Annotated in this window: 19 protein-coding genes and 2 pseudogenes; 8 read left to right on the top strand and 13 right to left on the bottom strand. The window is 63.1% G+C overall.

Translation table 11 applies throughout. The features are described 5' to 3' along the window. A pseudogene (locus ACVWVP_RS26695) lies at window positions 1–308 on the bottom strand (ribonucleotide-diphosphate reductase subunit beta); the annotation flags it as partial. A 323-nt stretch (window positions 309–631) separates the two neighbouring features. Between ACVWVP_RS26695 and fae the strand changes: the two are divergent. The 4 genes from fae (at window position 632) to ACVWVP_RS26715 (ending at window position 5,176) form a co-directional block, all read left to right on the top strand. Beyond that, entirely contained in the window at window positions 632–1,144 is a 513-nt protein-coding gene (fae, locus tag ACVWVP_RS26700; RefSeq protein WP_016974617.1) for a formaldehyde-activating enzyme, read from the top strand. 10 nt (window positions 1,145–1,154) lie between these two features. Beyond that, a complete protein-coding gene (locus ACVWVP_RS26705) occupies window positions 1,155–2,189 on the top strand; it encodes an aldo/keto reductase (RefSeq protein WP_259171221.1) in 1,035 nt (344 codons plus the stop codon). Next, window positions 2,186–3,619, top strand: a complete 1,434-nt coding sequence (locus ACVWVP_RS26710) for an NAD-dependent succinate-semialdehyde dehydrogenase (RefSeq protein WP_178923413.1) — start codon at window positions 2,186–2,188, stop codon at window positions 3,617–3,619. Before ACVWVP_RS26705 ends, ACVWVP_RS26710 begins: the two co-directional genes overlap by 4 nt. A 180-nt stretch (window positions 3,620–3,799) precedes the next feature. Next, complete coding sequence (locus ACVWVP_RS26715) at window positions 3,800–5,176, top strand: MFS transporter (protein WP_178923415.1); 1,377 nt, start codon at window positions 3,800–3,802, stop codon at window positions 5,174–5,176. Here the strand turns inward: ACVWVP_RS26715 and ACVWVP_RS26720 are convergent. From ACVWVP_RS26720 to ACVWVP_RS26755, 8 genes are all read right to left on the bottom strand, one after another. Further along, on the bottom strand, window positions 5,123–5,998 hold the full coding sequence (locus ACVWVP_RS26720) for a LysR substrate-binding domain-containing protein (RefSeq protein WP_178923417.1): 876 nt from the start codon (window positions 5,996–5,998) through the stop codon (window positions 5,123–5,125). The two genes, ACVWVP_RS26715 and ACVWVP_RS26720, sit on opposite strands and share 54 nt — an antisense overlap. Before the next feature lie 133 nt (window positions 5,999–6,131). After that, window positions 6,132–7,301 (bottom strand): hypothetical protein, encoded by a 1,170-nt coding sequence (locus ACVWVP_RS26725; RefSeq protein ID WP_178923419.1) that lies wholly within the window; start codon window positions 7,299–7,301, stop codon window positions 6,132–6,134. A gap of 84 nt (window positions 7,302–7,385) precedes the next feature. Beyond that, complete coding sequence (locus ACVWVP_RS26730) at window positions 7,386–9,026, bottom strand: dipeptide ABC transporter ATP-binding protein (RefSeq protein WP_178923421.1); 1,641 nt, start codon at window positions 9,024–9,026, stop codon at window positions 7,386–7,388. A gap of 2 nt (window positions 9,027–9,028) precedes the next feature. Then, window positions 9,029–9,865 carry an ABC transporter permease gene (locus tag ACVWVP_RS26735; RefSeq protein WP_176997501.1) on the bottom strand — a complete coding sequence of 279 codons (837 nt, stop codon included), beginning with the start codon at window positions 9,863–9,865 and terminating at the stop codon, window positions 9,029–9,031. Continuing rightward, on the bottom strand, window positions 9,862–10,815 hold the full coding sequence (locus ACVWVP_RS26740; RefSeq protein WP_177005457.1) for an ABC transporter permease: 954 nt from the start codon (window positions 10,813–10,815) through the stop codon (window positions 9,862–9,864). Before ACVWVP_RS26740 ends, ACVWVP_RS26735 begins: the two co-directional genes overlap by 4 nt. Before the next feature lie 58 nt (window positions 10,816–10,873). Further along, window positions 10,874–12,508: an ABC transporter substrate-binding protein gene (locus ACVWVP_RS26745; protein ID WP_457408958.1), complete on the bottom strand. Its 1,635-nt coding sequence runs from the start codon at window positions 12,506–12,508 to the stop codon at window positions 10,874–10,876. A 293-nt stretch (window positions 12,509–12,801) separates the two neighbouring features. After that, a complete protein-coding gene (locus ACVWVP_RS26750) occupies window positions 12,802–14,028 on the bottom strand; it encodes a M24 family metallopeptidase (protein ID WP_178923425.1) in 1,227 nt (408 codons plus the stop codon). Window positions 14,029–14,082: 54 nt separating this feature from the next. After that, on the bottom strand, window positions 14,083–14,964 hold the full coding sequence (locus tag ACVWVP_RS26755; RefSeq protein ID WP_176997497.1) for a HalD/BesD family halogenase: 882 nt from the start codon (window positions 14,962–14,964) through the stop codon (window positions 14,083–14,085). Window positions 14,965–15,069: 105 nt separating this feature from the next. Between ACVWVP_RS26755 and ACVWVP_RS26760 the strand changes: the two genes are divergently transcribed. Beyond that, complete coding sequence (locus tag ACVWVP_RS26760) at window positions 15,070–15,984, top strand: LysR family transcriptional regulator (RefSeq protein WP_178923427.1); 915 nt, start codon at window positions 15,070–15,072, stop codon at window positions 15,982–15,984. Here the strand turns inward: ACVWVP_RS26760 and ACVWVP_RS26765 are convergent. Further along, window positions 15,922–17,154, bottom strand: a complete 1,233-nt coding sequence (locus ACVWVP_RS26765) for an MFS transporter (RefSeq protein WP_457408961.1) — start codon at window positions 17,152–17,154, stop codon at window positions 15,922–15,924. The genes ACVWVP_RS26760 and ACVWVP_RS26765 overlap by 63 nt on opposite strands. Window positions 17,155–17,452: 298 nt before the next feature. On the opposite strand from ACVWVP_RS26765, the gene ACVWVP_RS26770 reads away from it, so the two are divergent. Then, window positions 17,453–18,385: a LysR substrate-binding domain-containing protein gene (locus tag ACVWVP_RS26770; RefSeq protein ID WP_457408963.1), complete on the top strand. Its 933-nt coding sequence runs from the start codon at window positions 17,453–17,455 to the stop codon at window positions 18,383–18,385. Between the two features lie 227 nt (window positions 18,386–18,612). On the opposite strand, the gene ACVWVP_RS26775 is transcribed toward ACVWVP_RS26770, so the two are convergent. Together ACVWVP_RS26775 and ACVWVP_RS26780 are read right to left on the bottom strand one after the other, a co-directional pair. After that, window positions 18,613–19,917 carry an ATP-binding protein gene (locus ACVWVP_RS26775; protein ID WP_457408965.1) on the bottom strand — a complete coding sequence of 435 codons (1,305 nt, stop codon included), beginning with the start codon at window positions 19,915–19,917 and terminating at the stop codon, window positions 18,613–18,615. Beyond that, entirely contained in the window at window positions 19,914–20,654 is a 741-nt protein-coding gene (locus ACVWVP_RS26780; protein ID WP_176997492.1) for a response regulator, read from the bottom strand. Before ACVWVP_RS26780 ends, ACVWVP_RS26775 begins: the two co-directional genes overlap by 4 nt. Before the next feature lie 263 nt (window positions 20,655–20,917). On the opposite strand from ACVWVP_RS26780, the pseudogene ACVWVP_RS26785 reads away from it, so the two are divergent. Both ACVWVP_RS26785 and ACVWVP_RS26790 read left to right on the top strand, forming a co-directional pair. Further along, a pseudogene (locus tag ACVWVP_RS26785) lies at window positions 20,918–21,418 on the top strand (thioredoxin family protein); the annotation flags it as partial. A 193-nt stretch (window positions 21,419–21,611) separates the two neighbouring features. Continuing rightward, complete coding sequence (locus ACVWVP_RS26790) at window positions 21,612–22,691, top strand: sigma-54 interaction domain-containing protein (RefSeq protein ID WP_178923515.1); 1,080 nt, start codon at window positions 21,612–21,614, stop codon at window positions 22,689–22,691. On the opposite strand, the gene ACVWVP_RS26795 is transcribed toward ACVWVP_RS26790, so the two are convergent. After that, a complete protein-coding gene (locus ACVWVP_RS26795) occupies window positions 22,669–24,081 on the bottom strand; it encodes an aminotransferase-like domain-containing protein (RefSeq protein ID WP_457408967.1) in 1,413 nt (470 codons plus the stop codon). The two genes, ACVWVP_RS26790 and ACVWVP_RS26795, sit on opposite strands and share 23 nt — an antisense overlap. Window positions 24,082–24,131 lie beyond the last annotated feature (50 nt).

A 24,131-nucleotide genomic window follows, 5' to 3' on the forward strand; every position in this document is an offset into this window, starting at 1 on the left:
TACTTGAAGGGTACGAGTTGGTTGAGGTCGGCGCGGCAGTTGATCATGCGCTTTTCGTCAACGGCGACGCGGGCGGAGGCGCCTTCGAGTTCGGCGAGGCCTTCGGCGACGTCGAGGCTGTCGAGGGCGGCCTTGGCGCGCTTGATGGCGGCGGAGTCGCTGGCGGTGACGGCGCGGGCTTCGATGGCGGCGGCGGCGCCGGCACCGTCGAGGCGGTCCATGTTGGCTTCGGTGGCGTGGCCGGCGTTGGCGCCCTTGATCACCGCTGCACCGGTGTCTTCGTTGTCGACTTCATCCCAACTCAGCATCGAAATACTCCTTCCTGGTCTGTTCTGACGGTGTGTGAACCCGTCCATAAATGTGCGATTTGCAGGCTTCAAGGCATTGAAATACTGCCAATAGTGTGGTCGGTAAATACCGATGCTGCACACTATGTAGTGGTCTGTTTTGTTTGTGGGCACACTATATGGGGTGTAACAACGATGGTCAACGCACAAGACGGCATCGATCGTCGCAGGGGGCATGAGTAAAAGTCACAGCCCCATGACTTTTAATGGTTACGGCCGTTTTGACCCCCGGTGCTAAAAATTCGCCAACAAGCTCCCCATAACAACAACGAGCGTTTGCGAAAATGAAAGCACTTGATCTGTACATCGGCGAAGGCTTCGAAGGCCCAGGCGTCAATGCTGCCCATATCAACATCCTCATCGGCCCGCGCAACGGCCCGGCCGGCCAGGCGTTTGCCAACAGCCTCGCGTCGCCCAGCCAAGGCCACTGCCCGTTCATGGTGATCGCCCAGCCAAACATCCCGGTCAAGCCCATGACCCTCTACGTCAACAAGGCCGAAATCAGCAGCGACTTGCACGGCAACGCCACCTGGGGCGCGTCCCAGGCCGGTATCGCCAAGGCCGTGCTGGAAGCCTTGCTCGACGGCACCTTGCCGCCCGAAGCCGAAGACGAGTGGGCCATTGTCACGGCCAACTGGGTCAACCCGGGCTGCGACGACCTGGACGCCGTCTACCTGAACAACTACAACGCCTGCCGCACCGCGATCCGCGCCGCCCTGACCGGCACGCCGTACACCGCGCAACTGGCGGACGTGGTCAATCACATCAGCAACCCGTTCTACACGCCTAAGGCCTGAGGAGAATCCCATGCAATACACTCGACTGGGCAACTCCGGCCTGCAAGTCTCGCGCCTGTGCCTGGGCACCATGAACATGGGCACCCCAGACTGGAAACCGTGGATCTTCGACGAAAAGCAAAGTGAGCCCATCGTCGCCCACGCCCTGGCCAACGGCGTCAACTTCATCGACCTGGCCGACTTCTACTCCGCCGGTGTCGGCGAAGAAGTCGTCGGGCGCATCCTCAAGCGCGTGGCGCGCCGCGACGACATCGTGGTCACCACCAAAGTCGGCTACGGCACCCGCAGCGGCATCAACGCCAGCGGCCATTCGCGCAAGCACATCATGGACAGCATCGACCTGTCCCTGAGCCGCCTGGGCATGGATTATGTCGACGTGTTCATGCTGCATTACTTCGACGTGAACACCCCCGTCGAAGAAACCCTGTGTGCCCTCAACGACATCGTGCGTTCCGGCAAGGCCCGCTACATCGGCGTGTCGACCATGCTCACCGGCCAATTGGCCAAGATCCTCATGGCCTGCGAGCGCAACGGTTGGGTCAAGCCGATCAACATGCAGCTGCAACTGAACTGCGCCTACCGCGAAGAAGAGCGCGAGATGATCCCGTTCTGCCGCGACCAGGGCCTGGGCGTCTCGGTGTTCAGCCCGCTGGCCCGGGGCTTGCTCACCGGTGAAGTGCAGTCCACCCGCAACCAGACCGACTTCTTCACCCAGCAGATGTACGCCGACCAGGCGTCGTTCGACATCGCTCACTCGGTGCAACGCGTGGCCCGTGCCCGCGGCGTGTCCAACGCCCAGATCGCCCAGGCCTGGGTTGCCAACCACCCGGGTGTCGACGTGATGCTGGTGGGCGCCGACACCACCGAGCAATTCGACAGCGCGCTGGCGGCCCTGGACACCCAACTGGACGCCGAAGAACTCCACGAGCTGGAACGCAACTACACCCCGTGCGATGTGATCAACGACTACACCGCCGGCAAGCGCATCCTGCGTGAGGCCCGTCCGGGCCTGGACCGTTTCAACTTGATCGAGGCCGTGGCATGAATCCGCTGATCCGTACGGGTAACTACATCGATGGCCAATGGTCCAGCGGTGGCCCGACTTACCCGGTGCTCAACCCGGCCAATGGCGCGCTGATCGTTGATGTGCAGCGCGCCGCCGCCGAGGAAACCGACTTGGCCATCGACGCTGCCAACCGCGCGTTGCCGGCCTGGCGCACGCTCACCGCCAAGGAGCGCAGCCAGCGCCTCAAGCGTTGGAGCGAGCTGATGCTGGCCAACCAGAAAGACCTGGCGCAGCTGCTCAGCCTGGAACAGGGCAAACCCTTGGCCGAAGCCATGGGCGAAGTGGTCTACGCCGCCAGCTTCCTGGAGTGGTTTGGCGAAGAAGCCAAGCGTGCCTACGGTGACGTGATCCCGAGCCACAAGGCCGACGCGCGTATCATCGTGGTCAAGGAAGCCATCGGCGTGGTCGCGGCAATCACCCCGTGGAACTTCCCCCTGGCCATGGTCACCCGCAAGGTCGGGCCGGCGCTCGCTGCCGGTTGCACCATGATCCTCAAACCGTCGGAAGAAACCCCGCTGTCGGCATTTGCCTTGGCGGTACTGGCCGAACAGGCGGGCATTCCGGCCGGTGTGTTCAACATCGTCTCCGGTGATGCCGTGGCCATCGGCGGCGCGCTGCAGGCGTCCAGCGTGGTGCGCAAGCTGTCGTTCACCGGCTCCACCCGCACTGGCAAGCTGCTGATGCGCCAGGCGGCGGATACCCTGAAAAAAGTCTCACTGGAACTGGGCGGCAATGCCCCGTTCATCGTGTTCGACGACGCCGATCTGGAGGCCGCCGTCAAAGGCGCCATGGCCTCCAAGTTCCGCAACACCGGGCAGACCTGTGTGTGCGTGAACCGCTTCTTTATCCAGGACGGCGTGTACGACGCGTTCACCCGCAAACTGGCCGAAGCGGTCAGCGCCATGCGTGTCGGCAGCGCCCTGGACGGTGAAACCGAGCAAGGCCCGCTGATCAACGCCGCGGCGTTGGCCAAGGTCGAAGCCCATGTCGGCGACGCATTGGAGAAGGGCGCCACGCTGCTGTGCGGTGGCCGTCGCCATGCGCTCGGCGGTACGTTCTTCGAACCGACCATCCTCACTGAAGCCAGCGGCGACATGCTGATCGCCCAGGAAGAAACCTTTGGCCCGGTGGCGGCGTGCTTCCGCTTCAAGGATGAAGCCGAGGTGCTGGCCCGTGCCAACGACACGCCGTTTGGCTTGTCCGCCTACTTCTACAGCCGCGACATCGGCCGTGTGTGGCGCATGGCCGAAGGCCTGGAAGCCGGCATGGTCGGCATCAACGAAGGGATCATCTCCACCGAAGTCGCACCGTTTGGCGGCATCAAGGAGTCGGGCCTGGGCCGTGAGGGTTCCAAGTACGGCCTGGAGGATTACCTGGAGATCAAATACCTGCTGATGGGCGGCCTCTAAGCCTCCCGCGTCCAAACAACACTAAACCCCTGTGGGAGCTGGCTTGCCTGCGATAGCGGTCAGTCAGCCACCACCTCCATAACTGATGTACCGCTATCGCGGGCAAGCCCGCTCCCACATTTGGAGTGGGGGCTTGTCTGTTGTTACTCCGTCAAGAAAAACAATATGGAGAACACCCCCATGACTGCTCAACCCGTCAAAATCGACGACCTGCCCATCGGCCGTTTTCACCTGAAAATCGCCGGCCTCACGTTTGGCGCGCATTTCACCGACGGCTATATCCTCGGCCTGATCGGCATCGCCTTCACCCTGCTCAGCCCACAGATGCAACTGGACGCGTTCTGGCAAGGCTTGATCGGCGCTTCGGCCCTGATCGGCCTGTTCCTGGGCAGCCTGTTTTTCGGCTGGATCTCGGACACCCTCGGCCGGCAGAAAATCTTCCTGGTCAGCTTTGTGCTGATTACCGTGGCCTCGGTGATGCAGTTCTACGTCGAAACCGCCATGGGCCTGTTGCTGTGCCGCATCCTGATCGGCATTGGCCTGGGCGGTGACTTCAGTGTCGGCCACGCGATGCTCGCCGAGTTCTCGCCGAAGAAACATCGCGGCGTATTGCTCGGTTCGTTCAGTGTGATCTGGACCTTCGGCTACGTGGCGGCCACCTTTGTCGGCACTGCAATGCTCAGCCTGGGCGACGATGCCTGGCGATGGATGTTGGCGTCTTCGGCGATCCCGGCCGGCTTGATCCTGATTGCGCGAATCGGCACCCCGGAATCCCCGCGCTGGCTGGTCAACCGTGGGCGCATTGCCGAAGCCCGTGCCATCGTCAAGAAACACTTGGGCGAACACGTGGTGCTGGATGAAGAGCCCGCCGCCCAAACCCGCTCCGGCTACGGCGTGCTGTTCAGCCGTGAATACCGCAAGCGCACGGCGTTCAACTGCCTGTTCTTTGTGTGCATCGTGATGCCGTACTTCGCGATCTACACGTTCCTGCCGTCGATCCTGCAGAAGATGGGCTTGTCCCAGGGCTTTGGCACCGAGTTGCTGCTCAACCTGCTGCTGATTGTCGGCGCGTTGATCGGTATCTGGTGCACGGTGAAATTCTCGCGCCGGGGCTTTTTGATCAACTCGTTCATCATCCTCGCGGCGGCGTTGTTCCTGCTGGCGGTATTGCCGGGGAGTCTGGCGTGGCTGATGGTGCTGACCTTCGGCGTGTTCACGTTGGTGCTGTCTGCGGTGAGCAACCTGGTGGGCGTGTTCCCGGCCGAAAGTTTCCCCACTGAAGTGCGCGCCAGCGGCATCGGCCTGGCCACGGCGGTCAGCCGCTTGGGTTCGGCAATCAGCACGTTCCTGTTGCCCGTCAGCGTGGCCGGAATCGGCTTGAGCCCGACCATGGGCATTCTCGCGGCGATCCTGGTGTTTGGCGCGATCATCTCCTGGGCCTGGGCGCCGGAGACCAAGTCCCTGACCCTGAACCAGGCGTGCAAGGCCGAGGCACCGCCGTTGTCAGGGGTTGCTGACCTGGCCCAGCCACTGCGTAAACAGGCGAACCTTGGATAAACCCTGTTTGTCCGTCGCCACATCCAGCCAATAGCCATACGGGCCGATCACTTCTACGGGGGTGATCGGCACCAGGCTGCCGTTGGCCAACTCGCGTTCGATCATCTGCCGGTCGATCACCGCCAGCCCACCGCCTGCCAGGGCGGTGTGGATCACTTGGTCCAGGGTGCTGAATTCCAGGCCTTGCTCTGCATCGATGTCGTCTCGGCCCATGGCCGCCAGCCAGTTCTCCCACACCTTCAAACGCTTGCCGTCGTGCAGGATATGCAGCAGCGCAAAGCGCCGCAGGTCGGGTGGTTGGTCGCCGGTGAACAGTTCCGGGCTGGCCACGGCGATGTGGCGTTCCATCACCAGCAACTCACTGCTGCACTGGGCGTTCGCTTCCAGGCCAAAGCGGATCTGGCAGTCGATCTCGGCCAGGCTGGCGTGGCTGTTCTGGTGGGTGACGCTGAGGTTGATGTCGGGGTAACGCTCACAAAACCTGCGCAAGTGCGCCGACAGCCAGCGTGTGGCCCAGGTTGGCGGTGCCACGATGCGCAGGCGCTGGCGCAGGTTGGGCACACGCACGGCTTGCAGGGCGCGTTCGATATGGTCGAAGGCGTCGCTCAGGTGCGGGGAAAGGGCGAAGCCGGCTTCGGTCAGGGACAGGCCCTGGGGCGTGCGGATGAAGAGGGCGACGCCAAGGTAGTCTTCCAGTTGCTTGATCTGGCGGCTGACCGCGCCCTGGGTGACATTGAGGCCCACGGCCGCCTGGCTGAAGCTGCGGTGGCGGGCGACTTCTTCGAAGACGCGGAGCATGTTGAGGGAGGGCAGGTGGCGCATGGTTCGGGTTCCACACAGTGTTTTTATTGTGTTTGTGCGAACGCCATCGCCGGCAAGCCGGCTCCTACAGTTGAAATGCGGTTCCCTGTAGGAGCCGGCTTGCCGGCGATAGCGATCTCAGCAATGCCGCTTATTAGAAGTAATACCCGATGTTCATGTACAGCTGATTCTCCCACTGGTTGCTACCCCCAGCCCCCAGGCTTTGGGTATAGCTGCTGCCACCAATGTACGGATCGTTCTTGCCGATCAACCACTCCGTGGCAATCCACAATTTGCTGAACGAAAACGACGTACCCAGGATCACCCGCTGCGAGGTCTTGAACTCATTGTCGGATTTGTCGAAGGCACTGTAGTTGGCGTACAGCTTCACGCCGCTGATCTGATCGAACAGGTACTTGCCGCCCACGTCGTAGCTCAAGTCCGCCACGTACAGGTTGCCACGGCTGGCGACGTTGAAGGTGCCGTCATACCCGCCCAGCGTCACCACTGCGTCGGTGCCTTCGTTGCGCGGCGACATCTGCTGGCGCGCCGCCTGCAATTGCAGGCCCCACGGGCCGTTCTTGCCCAGGTAGTGGATGGCCACGGCGTTGCGGCGGCCGTCGTTGCCGGTGTCCTTGTTCTCCAGGGTCGAGGTCAGGCCAGACACACCGACTTCGGATTTCCAGTTACCCAGGTCCATGGCCTTGGCCACCCGCACCACCACGGTGTTGCGCTCCTGGTTGTTGCTGCCGTCGGCCACGTAGCTATCAGCCTCGGAGATCACGCTGGAGTAGGTCACGCCCTTGCTGGTGCCCTTGCCTTGCCACGCCGGGCGCAGGTAGTAACCGGCCTGGATGTTCCAGTCGCCACTTTGCTGGATGTACTTGGTACCGATCTGCTGCACGTCTTCCAGGCCGATCACGTTGCCCAGGGTTTCGTAGAAGGTGCTGCCAAAATACGGCTGCAGGCCGAACGGCACGGTGTTGAGGCCCACTTGCACCTGCTGGTCGGGGTTGAACTTGTAGCCGACCCAGGCGAACTTGGCGAACTGGATGTCGCCGTAGTTCTTGGTGTACTGGTACGGGTAGGAGCGCCCGTAGAAGCGGTATTGCGCCTCGCCGATCCAGGTGTCGGAGTTGTACTTGGCGCTGAGAAACGCGGTGTCCAGGCCGAACTTCTGGATGTCGCGGTCCGGGTCGTAGTCCCAGCGTGCGCGGATGGCGCCGCCGATGTCGAGGTTGTCGGTGACCTGGATCGCCATGGCCGGTGCCGCGAGGGCGCCGAGCACGGGGATCAGGGCGAAGTAGCCTAAGGTTGGTCGCATGGTTTGGCTCTCGTTATTGGTTTTTTTGGGCAACAGCAGCCCGTTGCCGCAGCGAACGCTGCGACGCAGGGAAAGGGATGGAACTCAGTGCGCGGCGGGGCGGATCAGCCTCAGCGGCGGCCCGGCAGCCGGTAGTTGCGACGCCCCGGGCGCGGCCGCCAGCAGCGCCTGGGTGTAGCTGTTCTGGGGCCTGAGCAGCACTTGCTCGGCAGTGCCGTATTCAACGACTTCGCCCTGGCGCATCACCGCGATGTGGTCGCTGATCTGCGCCGCCACGCGTAGGTCGTGGGTGATGAACAGGATGCTCAGGTTCAACTGCTTCTGCAGGTCGGCCAGCAGCTCCAGCACCTGCTTTTGCACCGACACGTCCAGCGCCGACACGCTTTCATCGGCGATCAGCACTTCCGGGCGCATCGCCAGGGCGCGGGCAATGCCGATGCGCTGGCGCTGGCCACCGGAGAACTGGCGAGGCTTGCGTTGCAGGGCGTCACGCTTGAGGCCGACCTGTTCCAGCAGGTCGCCGGCCTCGGCCCACGCATCCTTGGCCGACAAGCCGCGCAACTGGGCGGCACGGGCGATGATGTCGCCGACGCGATGGCGCGGGTTCAACGAACCGTAGGGGTCCTGGAAGATCATCTGGATGCGCCGACGGTTGGCCGCCAACGCCGAGCCGTGCAGCGCCAGGAAGTCGGTGTCACCCACCCACACATGGCCGCTGTCGCTGTCCACCAGGCGGATCGCGGCCTTGACCAGGGTGCTCTTGCCCGAGCCCGACTCGCCGACAATCGCCAGCGTCTTGCCCCGTGGCAGGTTCAGCGACACATTGCGCAGCGCCGCCACCGAGCTGCCGCCGACGTTGTAGGTCTTGGTCAGGTGTTCGATGCGCAAGGCCATTTCGCCGTCATCACCCGGCACATGCAGTTCCGGGTGCAGCGCCGGCACTGCCGCGATCAGTTTGCGCGTGTAGGCATGGGCCGGGGCATTCAGCACTTGGTCACGCTCGCCGATTTCCACCAGACGGCCGCCTTCCATCACCGCAATGCGGTCGGCAATCTGCGCCACCACGCCGAAGTCGTGGGTGATGAACAAGATGCCGTGCTGCCCGCGCCCGCGCAGGTCACGCACCAGCTTCAAGACTTGGGCTTGCGTGGTCACGTCGAGGGCCGTGGTGGGTTCATCGGCGATCAGCAGGTCCGGGTTCATCGCCAGCGCCATGGCAATCACCACGCGCTGGCATTGGCCACCGGACAGCTGGTGCGGGAAGCTGTTGGCGATGCGTGGCGGGTCCGGCAGTTGGGTCGATTCGAGCAGCGCAAGCATTCGCTCACGGCGCTCGGCCGCTGGCATCTGCGGCGCATGGATGTCGAAGATCTCCTCGACTTGCTTGCCAATGCGAATCGCCGGGTTCAATGCCGCCATCGGCTCCTGGAAAATCATCGCAATGCGGTTGCCGCGCAGGGCGCGCAGGCGCGGTTCGTCGAGGGTGCAGATGTCGTCACCGAGAAAATCGATCACGCCGCCGGCATGCTTCAGGCCCTTGGCGTAATCGCCCATGATCGCCGCCGACAGCACGGATTTTCCCGAGCCCGACTCGCCGATCACACACAGGATTTCACCCTTGCGCACGTCCAGGCTGATGCCGTGCACGGCGTGGCTGCGGTCGGCGCCCTTGGGCAGCTCGACGCTGAGGTTATCGACCCGCAAAACGGTGTGCTGGTTACTCATGCTCAACTCCTTGCGCCTTGCTGCGCGTGTTCATCCAGCCCGTCGGCGAGCAAGCTCAGGCCGAGCATCAGGGTGGAGATGGCGATGCAGGGGAAGATCACCAGGTGCGGGAAGGTAATGGCCATGGCGCGGCCGTCGTTGATCATGCCGCCCCAGTCCGGGGTGGGCGGCGGCAGGCCGAGGCCGAGGAAACCCAGGGCGCCGATCATGATCGCGGTGTAGCCGATGCGCAGGCAGAAATCGACGATCAACGGGCCGCCACAATTGGGCAGAATCTCCACCAGCATGATGCGCAACGAGCCTTCGCCCTGGGTGATGGCGCTGAGCACGTAGTCGCGTGAGCGAATGTCGATGGTCAGCGCGCGCATGATGCGAAAGATCGCCGGCGCACTGGTGAACGTCACCGCAATCAGGATGTTCAGCGCCGAGGCGCCGAGGGCAATGATGATCACGATGTACAGCACCAGCACCGGGAACGACAGCACGGTGTCGGCCACGTAGGACAGCGCCGCATCCACCCAGCCATTGAAGTAGCCGGCGCACAGGCCCATGGCAATGCCCACGGCAAACGCAGTAAGCGTGGCCAGGATCGACCAGAACAGCACGGTGCGCGTGCCCCAGATCAGGCGCGAAAGAATGTCGCGGCCGATCATGTCGGTGCCCAGCAAAAAGCTCGCACCGTCGTCACCAGCGGTCATCGGAGTGAGCAGCGGCGTGAAGCTTTCCAGCGGGTCATGGGGCGCCAGCCACGGCGCGCAGAGCGCCACCAGCACCCAGCCGCCCACCAGCAACAGGCCAAGCAGGGCCAGGGGGTGTTTGAAGGATTTGAGCAGGTTCATTGGCTGCCTCCGCCGAGACTGCGCAGGGTGATGCGCGGGTTGAGCCAGGTGTAGGCCAGGTCCGAGAAGATCTTGCTGATGCCCACCACCACGCCGCTGATCATCGCGCAGGCTTCGATCAGGTAGACGTCATGGTTGAGGGACGCGGTGTAGAGCATCGAGCCGAAGCCCTTGTAGGCGAAAAACACCTCCACCACGATCACGTTCGACAGCAGCCACGGGATGTACAGCATGATCACCGTGACCGGCGCGATCAGCACATTGCGCAGGGCATGGCGCAGCACGATGCGGGTGGTCGAGGCGCCCTTGAGGCGTGCCGTACGGATGTACGGCGCCTGCATCACCTCGACCATCGACGCCCGGGTGATGCGCGCCAGGTAACCGATGCCGAACAGGCACAGCACCATCAGCGGCAGCACCAGTTCCACGGCGCTGAAACCGTCGCTCATGCTGCTCACACCCGGCAGCCAGTTGAGCCAGAACACAAAGATCGCCGAGACGAACACCGCACTGGCAAAGTCCGGAATCGAGGTGGTGACGATCGACAGGAACGACACCAGCCGGTCGACAGGCGAGCCTTGGCGCACGCCGGCCAGGATGCCCAGGGTCAACGCCACGGGCACCATCACCAGCAAGGCCAGCCCGGCCAGGGTCAGGGTTTGCCACAGGTTGGGCAGCAGCAGCTTGAGCACCGGTTCGCGAAAGTACACCGAGGTGCCCCAGTCGCCGGTGACGAAGTCCTTGAGCCACACCAGGTAGCGCCACACGAACGGCTGGTTGTAGCCGTGTTCCAGCAGCCAGGCGGCACGCTGGTCGGCGGCGGAGTAGGGGCCGAGGACATTGATTGCGACGTCCTCGATATTGAGTTCCAGGGCCAGGAACACAATCAGCGATACCGACAGCAGGGTCGCCAGCAGCATCAGCAATTTGCGCAGTAGAAAATGAGCCATCAGGTACATGCTCCGACGGATGATGGGAAACCTGCCCGCAGGTGCGGGCAGCGCCGACTCAAACGCTCAGCCAGACATTACCCATGGGGTAGAAGTCGGAAGGGTGTACCTGGAAGCCCTGCACCTTCTTGCTCACGGCGGTGAATTTGTCACCCCAGAACGGCTGCACGATCACGCAGGCGTCTTGCAGGATCTGCTCCACGCTTTGCATGGCCACGGCCCGCTGCTTGGGGTCGATGATGCCCATGGCCTTGTCCAGGGCGGCGTCGAAGGCCGGGTCGCTGTAGTGGCTTTCGTTCCACGCGCCGCCACCGCGATAGGCCAGTTCCAGGGACATCACCCCCAGCGGGCGATGGGCCCAGTAGGTCAGGCTGAACGCGGCCTTGTCCCAGATCGGCCAGTACTGCGCCGCCGGCACCACCTTGAGGTTGATGCGGATGCCGGCTTCCAGGCAGTTCTGTTGCAGGATCTGCGCGCAGTCCTGCTCATAGCGACCCTGGGTGTTGCCGACGATCAGGTCGATGTCCAGGCCATTGGGGAAGCCGGCTTCGGCCAGCAGTTTTTTCGCCGCAGCCACGTCGCGCTCGCGCTTGGGCAGGGGGAAATATTCGGGGTGGGACGGTGCCACGTGGTGGTCTTCACCCAGGGTGCCCATGCCGCGATACGCCACCTTGAGCATCTGTGCGTTATCAGCGCACAGCACCACGGCCTTGCGGATACGCAGGTCGGTGAAGGGCTTCTGGTCGCAGGCCATGCGCATGACCACGGTCTGCGCCGATTTGCAGCTGAGCAGTTGCGCGCCGGGCAACCGCTTGGCCAGGTCCAGCTCGGCCACGGTGACGCGGTACAGCACGTCGACTTGGCCGGCTTGCAGGGCGGCCAGGTGGGTGGACACGTCGGTGCCCATGTCGATGTAGCGCAGCTCGTCGAGGTTGGCGGGCTTGCCCCAGTAGTCGGTGCGCTTGGCGAAGGTCGCCTGCTTGTTCACCGCGAACGACACCAGCTTGAACGGCCCGGTGGCCAGCGGGTTTTTCGCCCAGTCGTCACCGGCTTTGAAGCTGCGGTGCACCAGGGCGCAGGTGAACGCATTGAGCATTTCCGGGATGGCCAGGATCGGCCGCTTGAGTTGCAGGCGGAACTGGTAGTCGCTGACTTTTTCGAAGGCCTTGATGTCCTGGAACGCCGTGCGGTTGACCGACTTGGAGTCGGCCGCGATCCAGCGCTCGATGTTGTGCTGCACGTCGTCGACGTTGAAGCTGTCGCCGTTGCTCCACTTCACGTCCTGGCGCAGGTTGAAGGTCCAGGTGGTGAGGTCGTCGGACGGGCTCCAGCTTTCGGCCAGGTACGGGTGGGTGATGTTGTCGGCGTCGACCCAGGTCAGGTATTCGAGGGAGTTGCGCAACAGGTTCGAGGCTTCGATCCAGGTGATCAGCATCGGGTCCTGGATTTCCTGGATGGCACAGGCAAAGCGCAGGCTGCCGCCTTGGCGGGCCGGCGTGCCGTCGGCGGCGCGGGCATCGTTGCCCAACAGGGCCGAGCCGATAAAGGTGGACGCACTGGCCACGGTAACGCCCAGCAGGGCGGCGGTGCGCAGGAACTGGCGGCGATTGATCTCGCCGCTTTGCACTTGGGCACACAGGTCATTTACGGCTGGATGCGGCAGGCTGCCGTCCAGGGTCGTCAAGTCTTTCATAAGCCTCTCCGGTACTTGCGAATATGCGTTTTTGTTGAACCGCAAGGGTCAGTGGCAGGCGCCGATCAGGCGCAGCACGGACCGCTGTGAAGCCGGCAGGAGAACAAGGCGCAACGTAGTCAGGAGGCGGGCAATGAGGTAGGACATAGGGCAGCTCTCATGTTGTTTTTATTAGAGATGCCCGCAGTTTTGTCATTTGCGCAAAGATCGACAAACGACAAATTCTGCGCAGTAACCTTCTATAAATGCATGTTACTGGTCCTTCCCAGGGCCGCCTGTGGGGCTAGACGGGTTCAGCGCGGCAACAGGCGCGGATCGAACGGGTAATCGGAGAGCAACTCGATGCCGTGTTCATGGATGTAGATCTGCTCTTCGAGCTTTACGCCTTCGCCGCCGTCGTCATGGCCGATGTAGCTTTCCACGCAGATGGTCATGCCGGCTTCAAACACGCCGTCGTAGCCCAGCGCGTCGATGTCCTCACGGTGCACCACGTAGGGGTATTCACCGGTCATGCCAACGCCGTGTACCAGGGCGAAATAGCGGTTGTTCTTGTAATGATCGGGGATCTTCCAGGCCATCTCGGCGTATTCCTTGAAACTGCGCCCGGCCTTGAGCATTTCGACGTTGGTCTGCACCTGCTCGTAGGCGAGCTTGTACAGCTCCTGCTGCTTGGCCGTGGCGGCCTGGTCGCCACACAGGAAGGTGCGCGAGAAGTCCGCGTAGTAGCCAAAACGCCCGACCACGTCGGTGTCGAGGGCCACCAGGTCACCGGCTTCGATGGGGCGCGTGCTGCACTCCTGGAACCACGGGTTGGTGCGCGGGCCGGAGGAGAGCAGGCGGGTTTCCACGTAGTCGCCATCGGTGGCGATCACGTGCTGGTGCAGGTGTGACCACAACTGGTTCTCGGTGATGCCGGGGGTCAGCTTGCTTTCCATCAGGCGCACCCCGGCCTCGGTGGCGCGCAGGCTGGCGCGGATCATCTTCAGTTCGTTGGGCACCTTGATGCAGCGGGCGCGCTCCAGCGGTTCCTGGGCATCGAACACTTGGTAGCCGAGGCGTTGCAGTTCAAAGGCGGCGGCCGAGGTGGCGCTTTCGATGGCGATGCGTTTACCGCCACCGCACTTGCGCACCAGTTCGTCGATTTCGGCGGCCCAATCGGCGGTAACGTTGCCCAGGAAGCTTTCGCAGAAGTAATAGGAAATCGCCTTGGCTGGGCGCACTTCGTCCACGGTGTTGAGGGTTTCGGCCAGGTGCAGGCAGCCGCCGAATTCGAAGATCACCACCGGGCCTTCTGCCGGGATAAAGGCGTAGCGGGCGGGGTTGCGCGCCGAGTACACCTGCATGTTGCGCGAGCCGGTGGCGTAGCGCATGTGGGTGGGGTCGAACAGCACGCAGGCGGCGTAGTCGCGTTTTTTCAATTCGTTGCGCACCCGTTGCAGGCGGTCCAGCTGGATCTGCTGGATCTCGTCATAGGTGGGTTCACAGTCGGCGGGGTTGCGGTTCGGGCCGGACAGACTCATGGGGTGTTCCTCGCAGGGCAGATTACGGTTTTTAGTTTTTTGGGGATAGGCGAATCAGTCGAGCAACTGGTCGCTGCGCACCAGGTTGCGTTCGGCTTGCAGGTGGGCTTCGGACAGGCGTCCGTAAAGCTGCTTGGTGCGCTGGGCGCGGCCGATGATCCCGGGCTTTTCCGAGTAGGCGAAGATCGCCGTGTTGCGCTCGGTGGCGCCTTGCACGCGGGTAACGCGGTGCACCGAGAAGCGCCCCTTGAAGATCTGCAGGTCGCCGGGGTTCAGCTCCAGCTCCTGCACCCGCGAGCGGTCTTCACCGCGTACCACCTGGCCGACGGCGCCGAGGTTTTCCTGGCTGCGCGAGCGGATCATCGGCGCGTATTCGAACAGGCCGCCGGCCTCGGGCTTCTGGGTCATCATGCTGACGATGAATTCGTTGGTGTCGAAGTGCCAAGGCTGTTCGGTGCCTTCGGGCATCACGTTGATCACCAGCCCGGCGAAAGGGTCGGCGTATTCGAAAATCTCCGGTTCGTCGAGGCAGGCGCCGATAAAGCGCTTCATCATCGGCGACACGTACAGGCGGTGGATGATCGCGTCGGGGGCGATCATGTCGCGGGTCACAAAGCCGCTGGTGCGCTCCATGAATGTGCGGCGCGGGTCATCCTGGGGCAGGGAAGTGTCGTCTTCGGTGAAGTAGGCGTTGACTTTGCGCACCGAGAAGAAGGTTTTGTCCGACAGCGCCAGGCCTTCCAGACGCGCCTGTTCCAGCGCTTCGGGGCGCAGGAAGTTCTTCAGCAGGCAGCAGCCGTCTTCGGCCAATTCGGCGCGGGCATGTTCGATCAATGCCTGTAATTGAACATGGCCCGAATCATGTATGGGATACAGCTCGGTATTAATGATGTCGCTGATATCACCGGTTTCGGCATCGGCAAGTTTAAGACTCATACACGGCTCCTGAATGAGGTGGTTGTGTTGAGTTGATAGTTGCGTAAATGAGTTTTAAGGGGAAATTACAAGTTGTGATCGAATCCATCGGCAGGGGCGATAGTTATGTCAGGCGAATTGGATGGCAGTTTACTTAAAGTGTTTGTGGCAATTATCGAATGCCAGGGTTTTTCGGCCGCGGCCGAGCGTTTGCACAAGACCCAGTCGACGGTCAGCCAGAGCCTGCAGCGCCTGGAAGAGATCGTCGGCACGCCGCTGATCCGCCGCACCAGCCGCTCCATCGGGCTGACCCCGGGCGGGGAAACCTTCCTGATCTACGCGCGGCAGATCCTCAAGCTGCACGGCGAGGCGGTCAGCGCGGCGCAATTGCCCAATGAACAGGTGTGCATCCACCTGGGCATGCCGGAGGACTACGCCGACTATTGCCTGGGCGGCATGCTCAAGGACTTCCAGGCACAGTTCGCCCAAGTGCGCCCGGACATCTGCTGTGAAATGTCCACGGCGCTGGTCAGCCGCCTGAATCGCGGTGAGCTGGACCTGGTGCTGGGGGTGGAGCACGCCGGCCTGCAACCCGGTGAATACCTGTGCGATGAGCCGTTGGTGTGGGTGGCGGCGCCGAGCTGGAGCTGCGTGGGGCGCCAGTCGGTGCCGCTGGCGGTGTACGCCGAGGGCTGTGCGTTTCGGGCGAATGCCGTGCAGGCGCTGGCCAGGGCCGGGCGCTCATGGCAGGTGGTTTACACCAGCCAGAGCCCGCGCGGCATTGCGATTGCCATCGAGCAAGGCTTGTCGGTCGGGGTGATGGCGCGGCGGCTGGTGCCGACGGGCTGGCAGATCCTGGATGAGCGCCAGGGCTTCCCGCCGATTGCGCCGGCGCGCCTGATGTACTGGCGCCCGGCCGGATGCCAGGTGCCGGAGGTCGAGGCGTTGGTGGAGATCCTGCAGCGCCAGTTGGGGCGCTCAGGGTATGGGGGCCGGCAGCGTCACGGCGAACTGTCGATGGGCCATGCGCTTGAGCATTAGCAGGCAGGCCAGCACCCAGCCGGCGATCCAGGCGTGCACCACGGCAAACTCGCCGCTGGCTTGCAGCAGCCAGCCGCACAAACCATTGGCCGTGGCGCTGGCCAGGCCATAGCTGACCATGCTCAGGCTCACCACTTGCAGGCTTTGCACCGGGTTGAGGCGAGCGCTGAGGTAGGCCGCCATCAAGCCCCAGGACGGGAAGTAGAACAGCGCGAACAGCCCGGCCGCGAGCCAGCTCAGCAGCAGGCTGGGGTGCCATAACAGGCCCAGCATGGCCAGGCCGAAGGCGCCGATGCTCAGCGCCAACACGCGCAGTGCGCCCCAGCGATCGGCCAACGCGCCGAGCAACAAGCCGCCTGCGGCGCCGCCGAGGCCGATCAGCGTCCACATCGAACCCGTCACCGCCGTGCTGGCGTGCAGGCGGTCGCTGACAAACGCCGACAGGAAATTCAGAAACGGCCCACTGATGGCGCCGATAAACCCGCTGAGCAATACGATCTGCATGGCCACGGGGTATTCCAGGCATAGGCGCAGCCACTGTTTCAGCACCTGGTTGAAGGCCGGCGCTTCAACGGTGCGGGGTGCCTGCTCGGTATGCGGGGCCAATGCCCACAGAGTCAGCAGCGTGACCAACAGCGTCAGGCCGGCACAGATCAACCAGAACTGGCGCAACGACAGGCCCTGCAACAGCGCGATCAACACGCCGTTCAAGCAGATCGCGAAGGCGGCCCCCGAAGAGGCCAGCCCCAGCACACGGCTGCGGTGCGTGGCCGGGATGACCTCGCGCGCCAGTGCCGCAATAGCGTTCCAGTTCGACACCGCGCACGCCGACACCAGTGCCAGGCACGCCGCGAACGGCACCACCCAGGGCGTGGCGACGGCCAACGCCAGCAGCGCGGGGCTTATCAGCATAGTCAGGCGCACCATGTTGCGCGGGCTGACCCAGGCCGCCGCAATGCCGCTGGCGATGGAGGCGCCCATGTAGAACAGCTGCAACAACGCGGCTATCAACGCGGCCTGGCTGTAGCTGAGTTCAAATACCTGGCGGATCTGCGGCAATAACGCCGAATAAAGAAAAATACTGAAACCGTGGGTGGTGGCGTTGCAGGCGGTAAATATCAGTGCCAGCAGACCAATACTTCGCCGCGGTGAAACAAGTGTGTTCGACATGGCGAGGGCCCGATTTAATAAACGGCGAATAATGCTGAGTTAGTTGTAAGGCAGACTAACTTTTGTGGCGCGTCGGCGACCAATGCTTAATTGTCTTAGTGTGCATGCGTAATACGCGTGCTATTTATGCGTGAGCGACGAAATACGCTGGAAAACGACATAGAGGGCGTTCGCCGGTTTTTTCATCGTCGGCAGAGGGTGCTACCGCTGGCCCAATACAAAAAGGTATGTTGTGTGCGAATTTTCCCGCGTTGTCGTGGGATTTTGTTTCCTTGTCAGCCGCTGTCGAGTGCCCTCCATGAAACGCAAAATGCCCGGTCTCAATGCTCTCAAAGCCTTCGAAGTGGCCGGCAGTACCGGCAGCTTCACCCGGGCTGCCGAGCTGTTGAACGTGACCCAGAGCGCGGTCAGTCGCCAGGTACGGCAGTTGGAAGAACAGTTGGGCGAGCACCTGCTGGAGCGCCGTCATCACCACTTGGAGCTGACCAGCGCCGGGCGCGTATTGTTGCGGGCGCTGCACCAGTCGTTCGACAAGATCGAGCTGACGGTGCGCAGCATCCAGCAGAAAACCCACTCCAACCGCCTGCATGTGAATGCACCGCCGACCTTCACCAGCCGCTGGCTGATGCCGCGTCTGGGGCGGTTGTGCGAGGCCCATCCTGAGCTGGAGCTGAGCATCACCACCTGTTTGCAGGACAGCCTGGCGCAGACCAGCACCCTGGATTGCGCCATTCGTTTCGGCAATGGCGAATGGGATGGCCTGGACAGTTCGCTGCTGGTGCAAGAGCGGCATATCGCGGTGTGCGCGCCGTCGTTGTACGCCCGTGAATGCAGCGATGGGGTGGACTTGAATCGCATGACCTTGCTGCACGTGTTGGCCAGCGAGGATCAGCGATACCTCACCTGGAAACACTGGCTCGACGCGGCGCGCATTCATGGCGTGGACACCCAGGGTGGCTATGAGTTCGACCTGCTGGACCTGGCCATTCGGGCGGCTACCGATGGGTTGGGTATCACCATTGCCGACTGGCACATGGTGGCGGCGGAGTTGGCGTCGGGGCAGTTGACCCAGGTGATGAACGTGCACGTGGAAGGGCATCAGTCTTACTGGCTGGTGACGCGGCCCGAGCAAACGGACCTGCCGCAACTGCAGGTGTTCAGCCAGTGGTTGCAGGAAGAAATCTGGTTGGCGCAGCGCCAGTTGCAACCGTCCACCGCCGCAAGCGCCTGACCGCCCACAGAACCCTGTAGGACCCGGCTTGCCGGCGATCCAGGCGCCTTGGTTTTTCAGGTACACCGCGTTGATGCCATCGCAGGCAAGCCAGCTCCCACATTCGGCCGCATTTCAACAGATGGACCCGGTCATCTGTGGGAGCTGCCGAGCCTTGGCGAGGCTGCGAAGGCGGTGGTTCAGGCGACATCACTATTAGCTGTGCCGCCGTTTTCGCAGGCAGCCGCCTACAGATTGATCTTGATCTGCGCACACAGCCCGCCGCCCGGGCGGTTGCTCAAGGTCAGCGAGCCGCCAATCGCCACGGCCAGTTGCTGGGCAATCGCCAGCCCCAGCCCGGTACCGCCGGTGCCGCGGTTGCGTGAGCTCTCTACCCGGTAGAACGGCTGCATCACTTGCTGCAGCTCGTCCTCGGCAATGCCGGGGCCGTTGTCGAGCACCTTGATCGACAACTCGCCACTTGCCGTCGAACCCACTTCCAGTTGTGCAGAACCGGCGAACTTCAAGGCGTTGTCCACCAGGTTCACCAGCACTCGGCGCAGGGCGTGGGGGCGAGTGTCGAGCACCACTGCGCTCTTGCCGGTGAGACTGACCTGCTTGTTCATGTCCTGGTAGTCGAACACCAGGCTGTCGAGGAAGGCGTCAAGGTTGATGCGGTGACTGGCTTCGGTGGCACCGTGCACGCTGCGTGCATAGGCCACGCCTTCGCGCACCAGGTGCTCCATTTCCCCCAGGTCGCTCCACAGTTTGTCGCGGTCGACCGAGTCTTCCATGAACTCGGCGCGCAGCTTCATGCGGGTGATCGGGGTTTGCAGGTCATGGGAAATCGCCGCAAGGATCTGCATGCGCTCCTTGAGGTATTCGGCAATGCGCTTTTGCATTTCGTTGAACGCCGCCGCTGCGTGGGCCACTTCGGTGGGGCCTTTTTCGTCCAGGGGCGTGGGGTGGGCGTTGGGGTCGAGGGTTTCCACGGCACGCGCCAGGCGCGTCAGGGGGCGGATCGCCAGGCGCACGGCAATCCAGGTGCAGCCCAGCAACAACGCCAGTTGCAGGATGAGCACCACCGGCAACCAGTAGGCCACGGGCTGGGCGGCGGGGCGCACGTCGAGGGTGATCGGGTTGCCATCGGCCAGGGTCAGGTGCGCCTGGAAGTGCTTCTGGTTGCCGGGGATGTCACGAAAGGTCAGGGCATAGTGCTCGCCCAGCGCATCGCTGATCGAGGTGGCCGCCATGGGGACATCATCGCTGCGCATCGGCTCGCCGGGTTCACCGGCGTTGAGCAGGTAACGGTAGTTCTGACGGTCCAGGCGCGGTAGCCAGCTGGCGCGTTCATTGGCGGGCAGGCGGTCGAGGATCGCCACCGAGGTGGCCACGTCATTTTCCAGGTTGCCCAACATCACCGTGCGCGCGCTGATGTAGCGTTCGTAGAACTGCGCGCTGAACGACAACCCGTGGGCGCACAGCAGGCTGATCAGGAAGATCAGCGACAACTGCGACGCCAGGGTACGTGGCCAGCCCCACTTGAACTTCATTGGTCGGCCCCGAGGATTTCCACGGGCAGGGAGAACACATAACCTTCGCTGCGCACGGTCTTGATGTAGGCCGGTTCCCGCGCATCATCCAACAGGCGCTGGCGCAGGCGGCTCACCAGCAGGTCGATTGAGCGGTCGAACAGGTCGGCGTCGCGGCCCTGGGTGAGGTTGAGCAACTGGTCGCGGTTGAGCACGCGTTGCGGGTGGTCGAGGAACACACGCAGCAGGCGGTATTCGGCACCGCTCAGGGCCACCAGGGTGTCGTCTTCGTCGAGGAGGTGGCGGGCGGTGGTGTCCAGGCGCCAACGGCCAAAACGGATCAGCCGCCCGGTTTCGCTGACCACCAGGTTGGGCGGCAGCATCCGCGTGCGGCGCAACACGGCGTTGATGCGTGCCAGCAATTCGCGCGCGGCAAAGGGCTTGACCAGGTAATCGTCGGCGCCCATTTCCAGGCCGATGATGCGGTCGGTTTCGTCGTTGCGTGCAGTCAGCATCAGCACCGGCGTGGCCTTGTGCTTGCCCACCCGCAGCTCGCGACACAGCTGCAAGCCATCATCGCCGGGCATCATGATGTCGAGCACGATCAGGTCCACGGGGGTGGTGTCGAGGAAACTGCGCATCTGCCGGCCATCGGCGACCACGGTGGTGCGCATACCGTTTTTCTTCAGGTAATTACCCACCAGTTCGCGGATCTCCCGGTCGTCATCGACGATCAGGATGTGATCGACATGATCCATGCTGCCTTCCTCAATAAGTAGTCAATGGTGCGCAGTCTAGCCACTGCCTGTGGCCTTGCCTTGTGCCCTTTGTATTGCAGTGTATCTGGCGTCGGGGAGATACACGACGAGGCAAAAAAGCCGATACAGAGCAGGGTGTTCGACACATCCCCGATACCTCGGGCCGTTCAAATGGACGCCATCGAAGACCTGCCGAGGATGTTGTGATGTGCCAAACCCTGTATCGGCTGCTGGCCAGTTTCGCCCTGGCGGCAACCCTGTTCTACCTGTTGCCCAAGCCTGTGGATGCCGACCCCTTCAACCGGTCCGGCGAGCAGATGCCGTCCCTGGACGGCGCCGTGGCCTGGTTCAACTCGCCGCCGCTGACAGCCGAAGGCCTCAAGGGCAAGGTGGTGCTGGTGGACTTCTGGACCTATGACTGCATCAACTGCCAGCGCAGCCTGCCCTATGTGAACCAATGGGCTAGAAAATACGCCAAGGACGGGCTGGTGGTGATTGGCGTGCACACACCGGAACTGGCCCAGGAAAAAATCCTGGCCAACGTGCGCCGGCAGGTCAAGGCATTGGGCATCGAGTACCCGGTGGCCGTGGACACGCATTTCAGGATCTGGCACGCGTTCGACAATCAGGCGTGGCCGGCCCATTACTTCTTCGACGCGACCGGCAAAGTGCGCTACAGCCATTGGGGGGAAGGGCGGTACGAGGCGCAGGAGCAGGTGATCCAGGCCCTGCTCAAGGAAGCCAACGCCACCGCGCCGTTATAGGCGCTGGCTTGCCAGCGATGGCGCCCTAGAGAACACCCTTGCCCTCAAGGCTGATCGCCGGCAAGCCGGCTCCTACAAAGAGCGGCGGCAACCGTGTCGGTTATGTGCTAATGAATTTTAAGTATTTCTGGTTATATCTGGGGATGAGTACAGTTGCGCTTCATTCTCCATCCTCGCCGCCGGGAAATTGTTCATGAACCGTCCCCACGGGCAGCCCACGCCGATCCTGACTTTGCCCCAGGGCGAAAAAGACCCGTTGTCGATCCGCGCCAAGGCCCTGGTCTTTTCCGACCCACGCTCGTTGCAATTGCTCGACTACCTCAAGCGCGTCGGCCCGAGCGAAGCGCCGGTATTGATCAATGGCGAGACCGGCACCGGCAAGGAGCTGGTGGCGCGCTACATCCACAGCGCCAGCGGGCGCACCGGGGCGTTTGTGCCGGTGAACTGCGGCGCCATCAGCGAAACCCTCGCCGAGAGCGAATTCTTCGGGCATGAGGCCGGGGCGTTTTCCGGTGCGGTCGGCCGGCGCGGTGGCTGGTTCGAAGAGGCGGATGGCGGCACGCTGTTCCTCGATGAGATCGGCGACCTGCCGTTGCCCTTGCAGGTGAAGTTGCTGCGGGTGCTGCAGGAGCAGGAAGTGGTGCGGGTGGGCTCGCGCAAGCCGATCAAGATCGATATCCGCCTGGTGACCGCCACCAACATCGACCTGGAACAGGCCGTGGAAGCGGGTAATTTCCGCCTGGACCTGTTCTACCGCATCAATGTGGCCCAGGTGCAGGTGTTGCCCTTGCGTGAGCGGCCGCTGGATATCCTGCCGCTGGTGGAACACTTCCGTCGGCTGTACAGCGCCAAGCTGAAGATTGCCGAACCGATGTTGTCCGAATCCGCCACCCAGGCCCTGCTGGATTACCCGTGGCCGGGCAATATTCGTGAGCTGGAAAACGTGGTGCACCTGGCGCTGTTGGTGGCCGGCGACAAGCCGATCATGCCCAATCATCTCAAGTTTTCCGCCGGGCTCAGCGCGATGCACGCCAGCGTCAACAACGGCGCGCCGCGCATTCCCCAGGAGGTGATTCGCGAGCAACTGCTGCGCTTGTTCGAAGTACCAGGGGACACGCTGCTGCACGACATCGAAGACCTGATCGTGCGCGAGGCGTTTGGGTTCTGTGGCTTCAACCAACTGCGCACGGCAGACTTGCTGGGGATTACCCGCAATGCCATGCGCACCTTGCTGGTCAACCACGGCATGCTCAAAGGGCGCGCGAAGCCTTGAGCAACAGGGCTTCAAACACCTTTTGCATCGACGGCTCATCGCTGTGGGCCACGTTGAAGCGCATCGAATCGCGATGGGCCGGGTCGTAACCGAACAACACCCCCGGCGCCAGCACCAGGCCTTGCTTCAAGGCGTCCTGGGCCAATTGCTCGCCGTTCACCCCTTGGGGCAGGCGCGCCCAGATGAACATCCCGCCTTCATACGCCATCGGCAGCTCGCACCCACAGCGCTTGAGCCATTGCTCGACGCGTCCACCGGCCTCCAGTAACCGCTGGACCATGCGCTTGCGGTGCTTGGCGTAGCTGCCTTCGCTGAGCATGCGGTACACGATCTGCTCGAACAGCTCCGACGTAATGCCGCCGCTCATCAGCTTCATGTTGGTCAGGTTGGCCGCCAGTTGCGGTGCGGCCACCACGTAGCTCACCCGCGCGTTGGCGCTGAGGACCTTGGAGAAACCTGACAGGTAGGTGACCTGGTCCAGACCGGCGAGGGCGGCCAGACGCGGGGGAGGGTTGGGGTGCAGGTCGCCGTAGAGGTCATCCTCGACGATATGGCACTGATACTGCCGGGTCAGCTGCAGCAGGCGAAACGCCTGGCTGGGGCTGAAGGAGTGGCCGGTGGGGTTGTGCAGCACGCCGGTGGTCAGGTACAGCCTGGGGCGATGTTCGGCCAATAGTTGTTCGAGGGCAGCGAAGTCGAAGCCGTCGGGGCGACGCTCGATGGTCACCACCTTGACCCCATGCAGGGCCAGGTTGGCGTGGAAGTTGAAATAGCACGGCGCGTCCAGCAGCACCGTGTCGCTGGGGCGGGCGAGCAGGCGCATCAGCATGTCCAGCCCCTGCACGGTGTTGGGGGTGGTGATGATCTGTTCCACCGGCACCGACAAGCCTTCAGCGTGCAGCTTCTGTTGCAAGGCCTGGCGCAACGGCAGCAGCCCGGCCGGCGTGCCCAGCCCGGCAACGCGCAACGACGGCGCGCGCACCACGCTGCGCATGGCCTGGCGGATGGCCTCGCTGTCGAGCCAGTCTTCCGGCAGGTGGCCGCCCCCGGGTCGCCGTTCGGCGCCGACGGTGGCCAGGGGGCGACGCAACACGCTGAGCAAATCCTGGGGCAGCAGGTCGACCCAGTTCGCGCTGCTCGGGCGCACGGTGTCCATCGCCACAAAGTAGCCACGGCCCTGGCTGGACGTGAGCAGGGTGCGCCCGCGCAACCGGTCCAGCGCCTCGTTGAGGGTGAACTTGCTCACGCCCAGAACCTGAGTCAGTTCACGCACCGACGGCAACTTGCTGCCCGGGGCCCATTCGCCGCTTTCGATGGCCTGGCTGAACGCCTCGACGATCTGCTGCACTTTCGGTGTGCCCGGCGCAAAGGTGATGGCGGATACCAACATAAACCTTCCTTGTGTTTGCCGGTGATTTTACCGGTAAAGTTCGGCTGGAT

This window comes from Pseudomonas sp. TE24901 (assembly GCF_054058375.1).

What these genes read in the sequence shown, in the direction of transcription:
- fae (WP_016974617.1), top strand. Translation starts at nt 632, where the DNA reads ATGAAAGCACTTGATCTGTACATCGGCGAAGGCTTCGAAGGCCCAGGC.
- ACVWVP_RS26705 (WP_259171221.1), top strand. Translation starts at nt 1,155, where the DNA reads ATGCAATACACTCGACTGGGCAACTCCGGCCTGCAAGTCTCGCGCCTG.
- ACVWVP_RS26710 (WP_178923413.1), top strand. Translation starts at nt 2,186, where the DNA reads ATGAATCCGCTGATCCGTACGGGTAACTACATCGATGGCCAATGGTCC.
- ACVWVP_RS26715 (WP_178923415.1), top strand. Translation starts at nt 3,800, where the DNA reads ATGACTGCTCAACCCGTCAAAATCGACGACCTGCCCATCGGCCGTTTT.
- ACVWVP_RS26720 (WP_178923417.1), bottom strand. Translation starts at nt 5,998, where the DNA reads ATGCGCCACCTGCCCTCCCTCAACATGCTCCGCGTCTTCGAAGAAGTC.
- ACVWVP_RS26725 (WP_178923419.1), bottom strand. Translation starts at nt 7,301, where the DNA reads ATGCGACCAACCTTAGGCTACTTCGCCCTGATCCCCGTGCTCGGCGCC.
- ACVWVP_RS26730 (WP_178923421.1), bottom strand. Translation starts at nt 9,026, where the DNA reads ATGAGTAACCAGCACACCGTTTTGCGGGTCGATAACCTCAGCGTCGAG.
- ACVWVP_RS26735 (WP_176997501.1), bottom strand. Translation starts at nt 9,865, where the DNA reads ATGAACCTGCTCAAATCCTTCAAACACCCCCTGGCCCTGCTTGGCCTG.
- ACVWVP_RS26740 (WP_177005457.1), bottom strand. Translation starts at nt 10,815, where the DNA reads ATGGCTCATTTTCTACTGCGCAAATTGCTGATGCTGCTGGCGACCCTG.
- ACVWVP_RS26745 (WP_457408958.1), bottom strand. Translation starts at nt 12,508, where the DNA reads ATGAAAGACTTGACGACCCTGGACGGCAGCCTGCCGCATCCAGCCGTA.
- ACVWVP_RS26750 (WP_178923425.1), bottom strand. Translation starts at nt 14,028, where the DNA reads ATGAGTCTGTCCGGCCCGAACCGCAACCCCGCCGACTGTGAACCCACC.
- ACVWVP_RS26755 (WP_176997497.1), bottom strand. Translation starts at nt 14,964, where the DNA reads ATGAGTCTTAAACTTGCCGATGCCGAAACCGGTGATATCAGCGACATC.
- ACVWVP_RS26760 (WP_178923427.1), top strand. Translation starts at nt 15,070, where the DNA reads ATGTCAGGCGAATTGGATGGCAGTTTACTTAAAGTGTTTGTGGCAATT.
- ACVWVP_RS26765 (WP_457408961.1), bottom strand. Translation starts at nt 17,154, where the DNA reads ATGTCGAACACACTTGTTTCACCGCGGCGAAGTATTGGTCTGCTGGCA.
- ACVWVP_RS26770 (WP_457408963.1), top strand. Translation starts at nt 17,453, where the DNA reads ATGAAACGCAAAATGCCCGGTCTCAATGCTCTCAAAGCCTTCGAAGTG.
- ACVWVP_RS26775 (WP_457408965.1), bottom strand. Translation starts at nt 19,917, where the DNA reads ATGAAGTTCAAGTGGGGCTGGCCACGTACCCTGGCGTCGCAGTTGTCG.
- ACVWVP_RS26780 (WP_176997492.1), bottom strand. Translation starts at nt 20,654, where the DNA reads ATGGATCATGTCGATCACATCCTGATCGTCGATGACGACCGGGAGATC.
- ACVWVP_RS26790 (WP_178923515.1), top strand. Translation starts at nt 21,612, where the DNA reads ATGAACCGTCCCCACGGGCAGCCCACGCCGATCCTGACTTTGCCCCAG.
- ACVWVP_RS26795 (WP_457408967.1), bottom strand. Translation starts at nt 24,081, where the DNA reads ATGTTGGTATCCGCCATCACCTTTGCGCCGGGCACACCGAAAGTGCAG.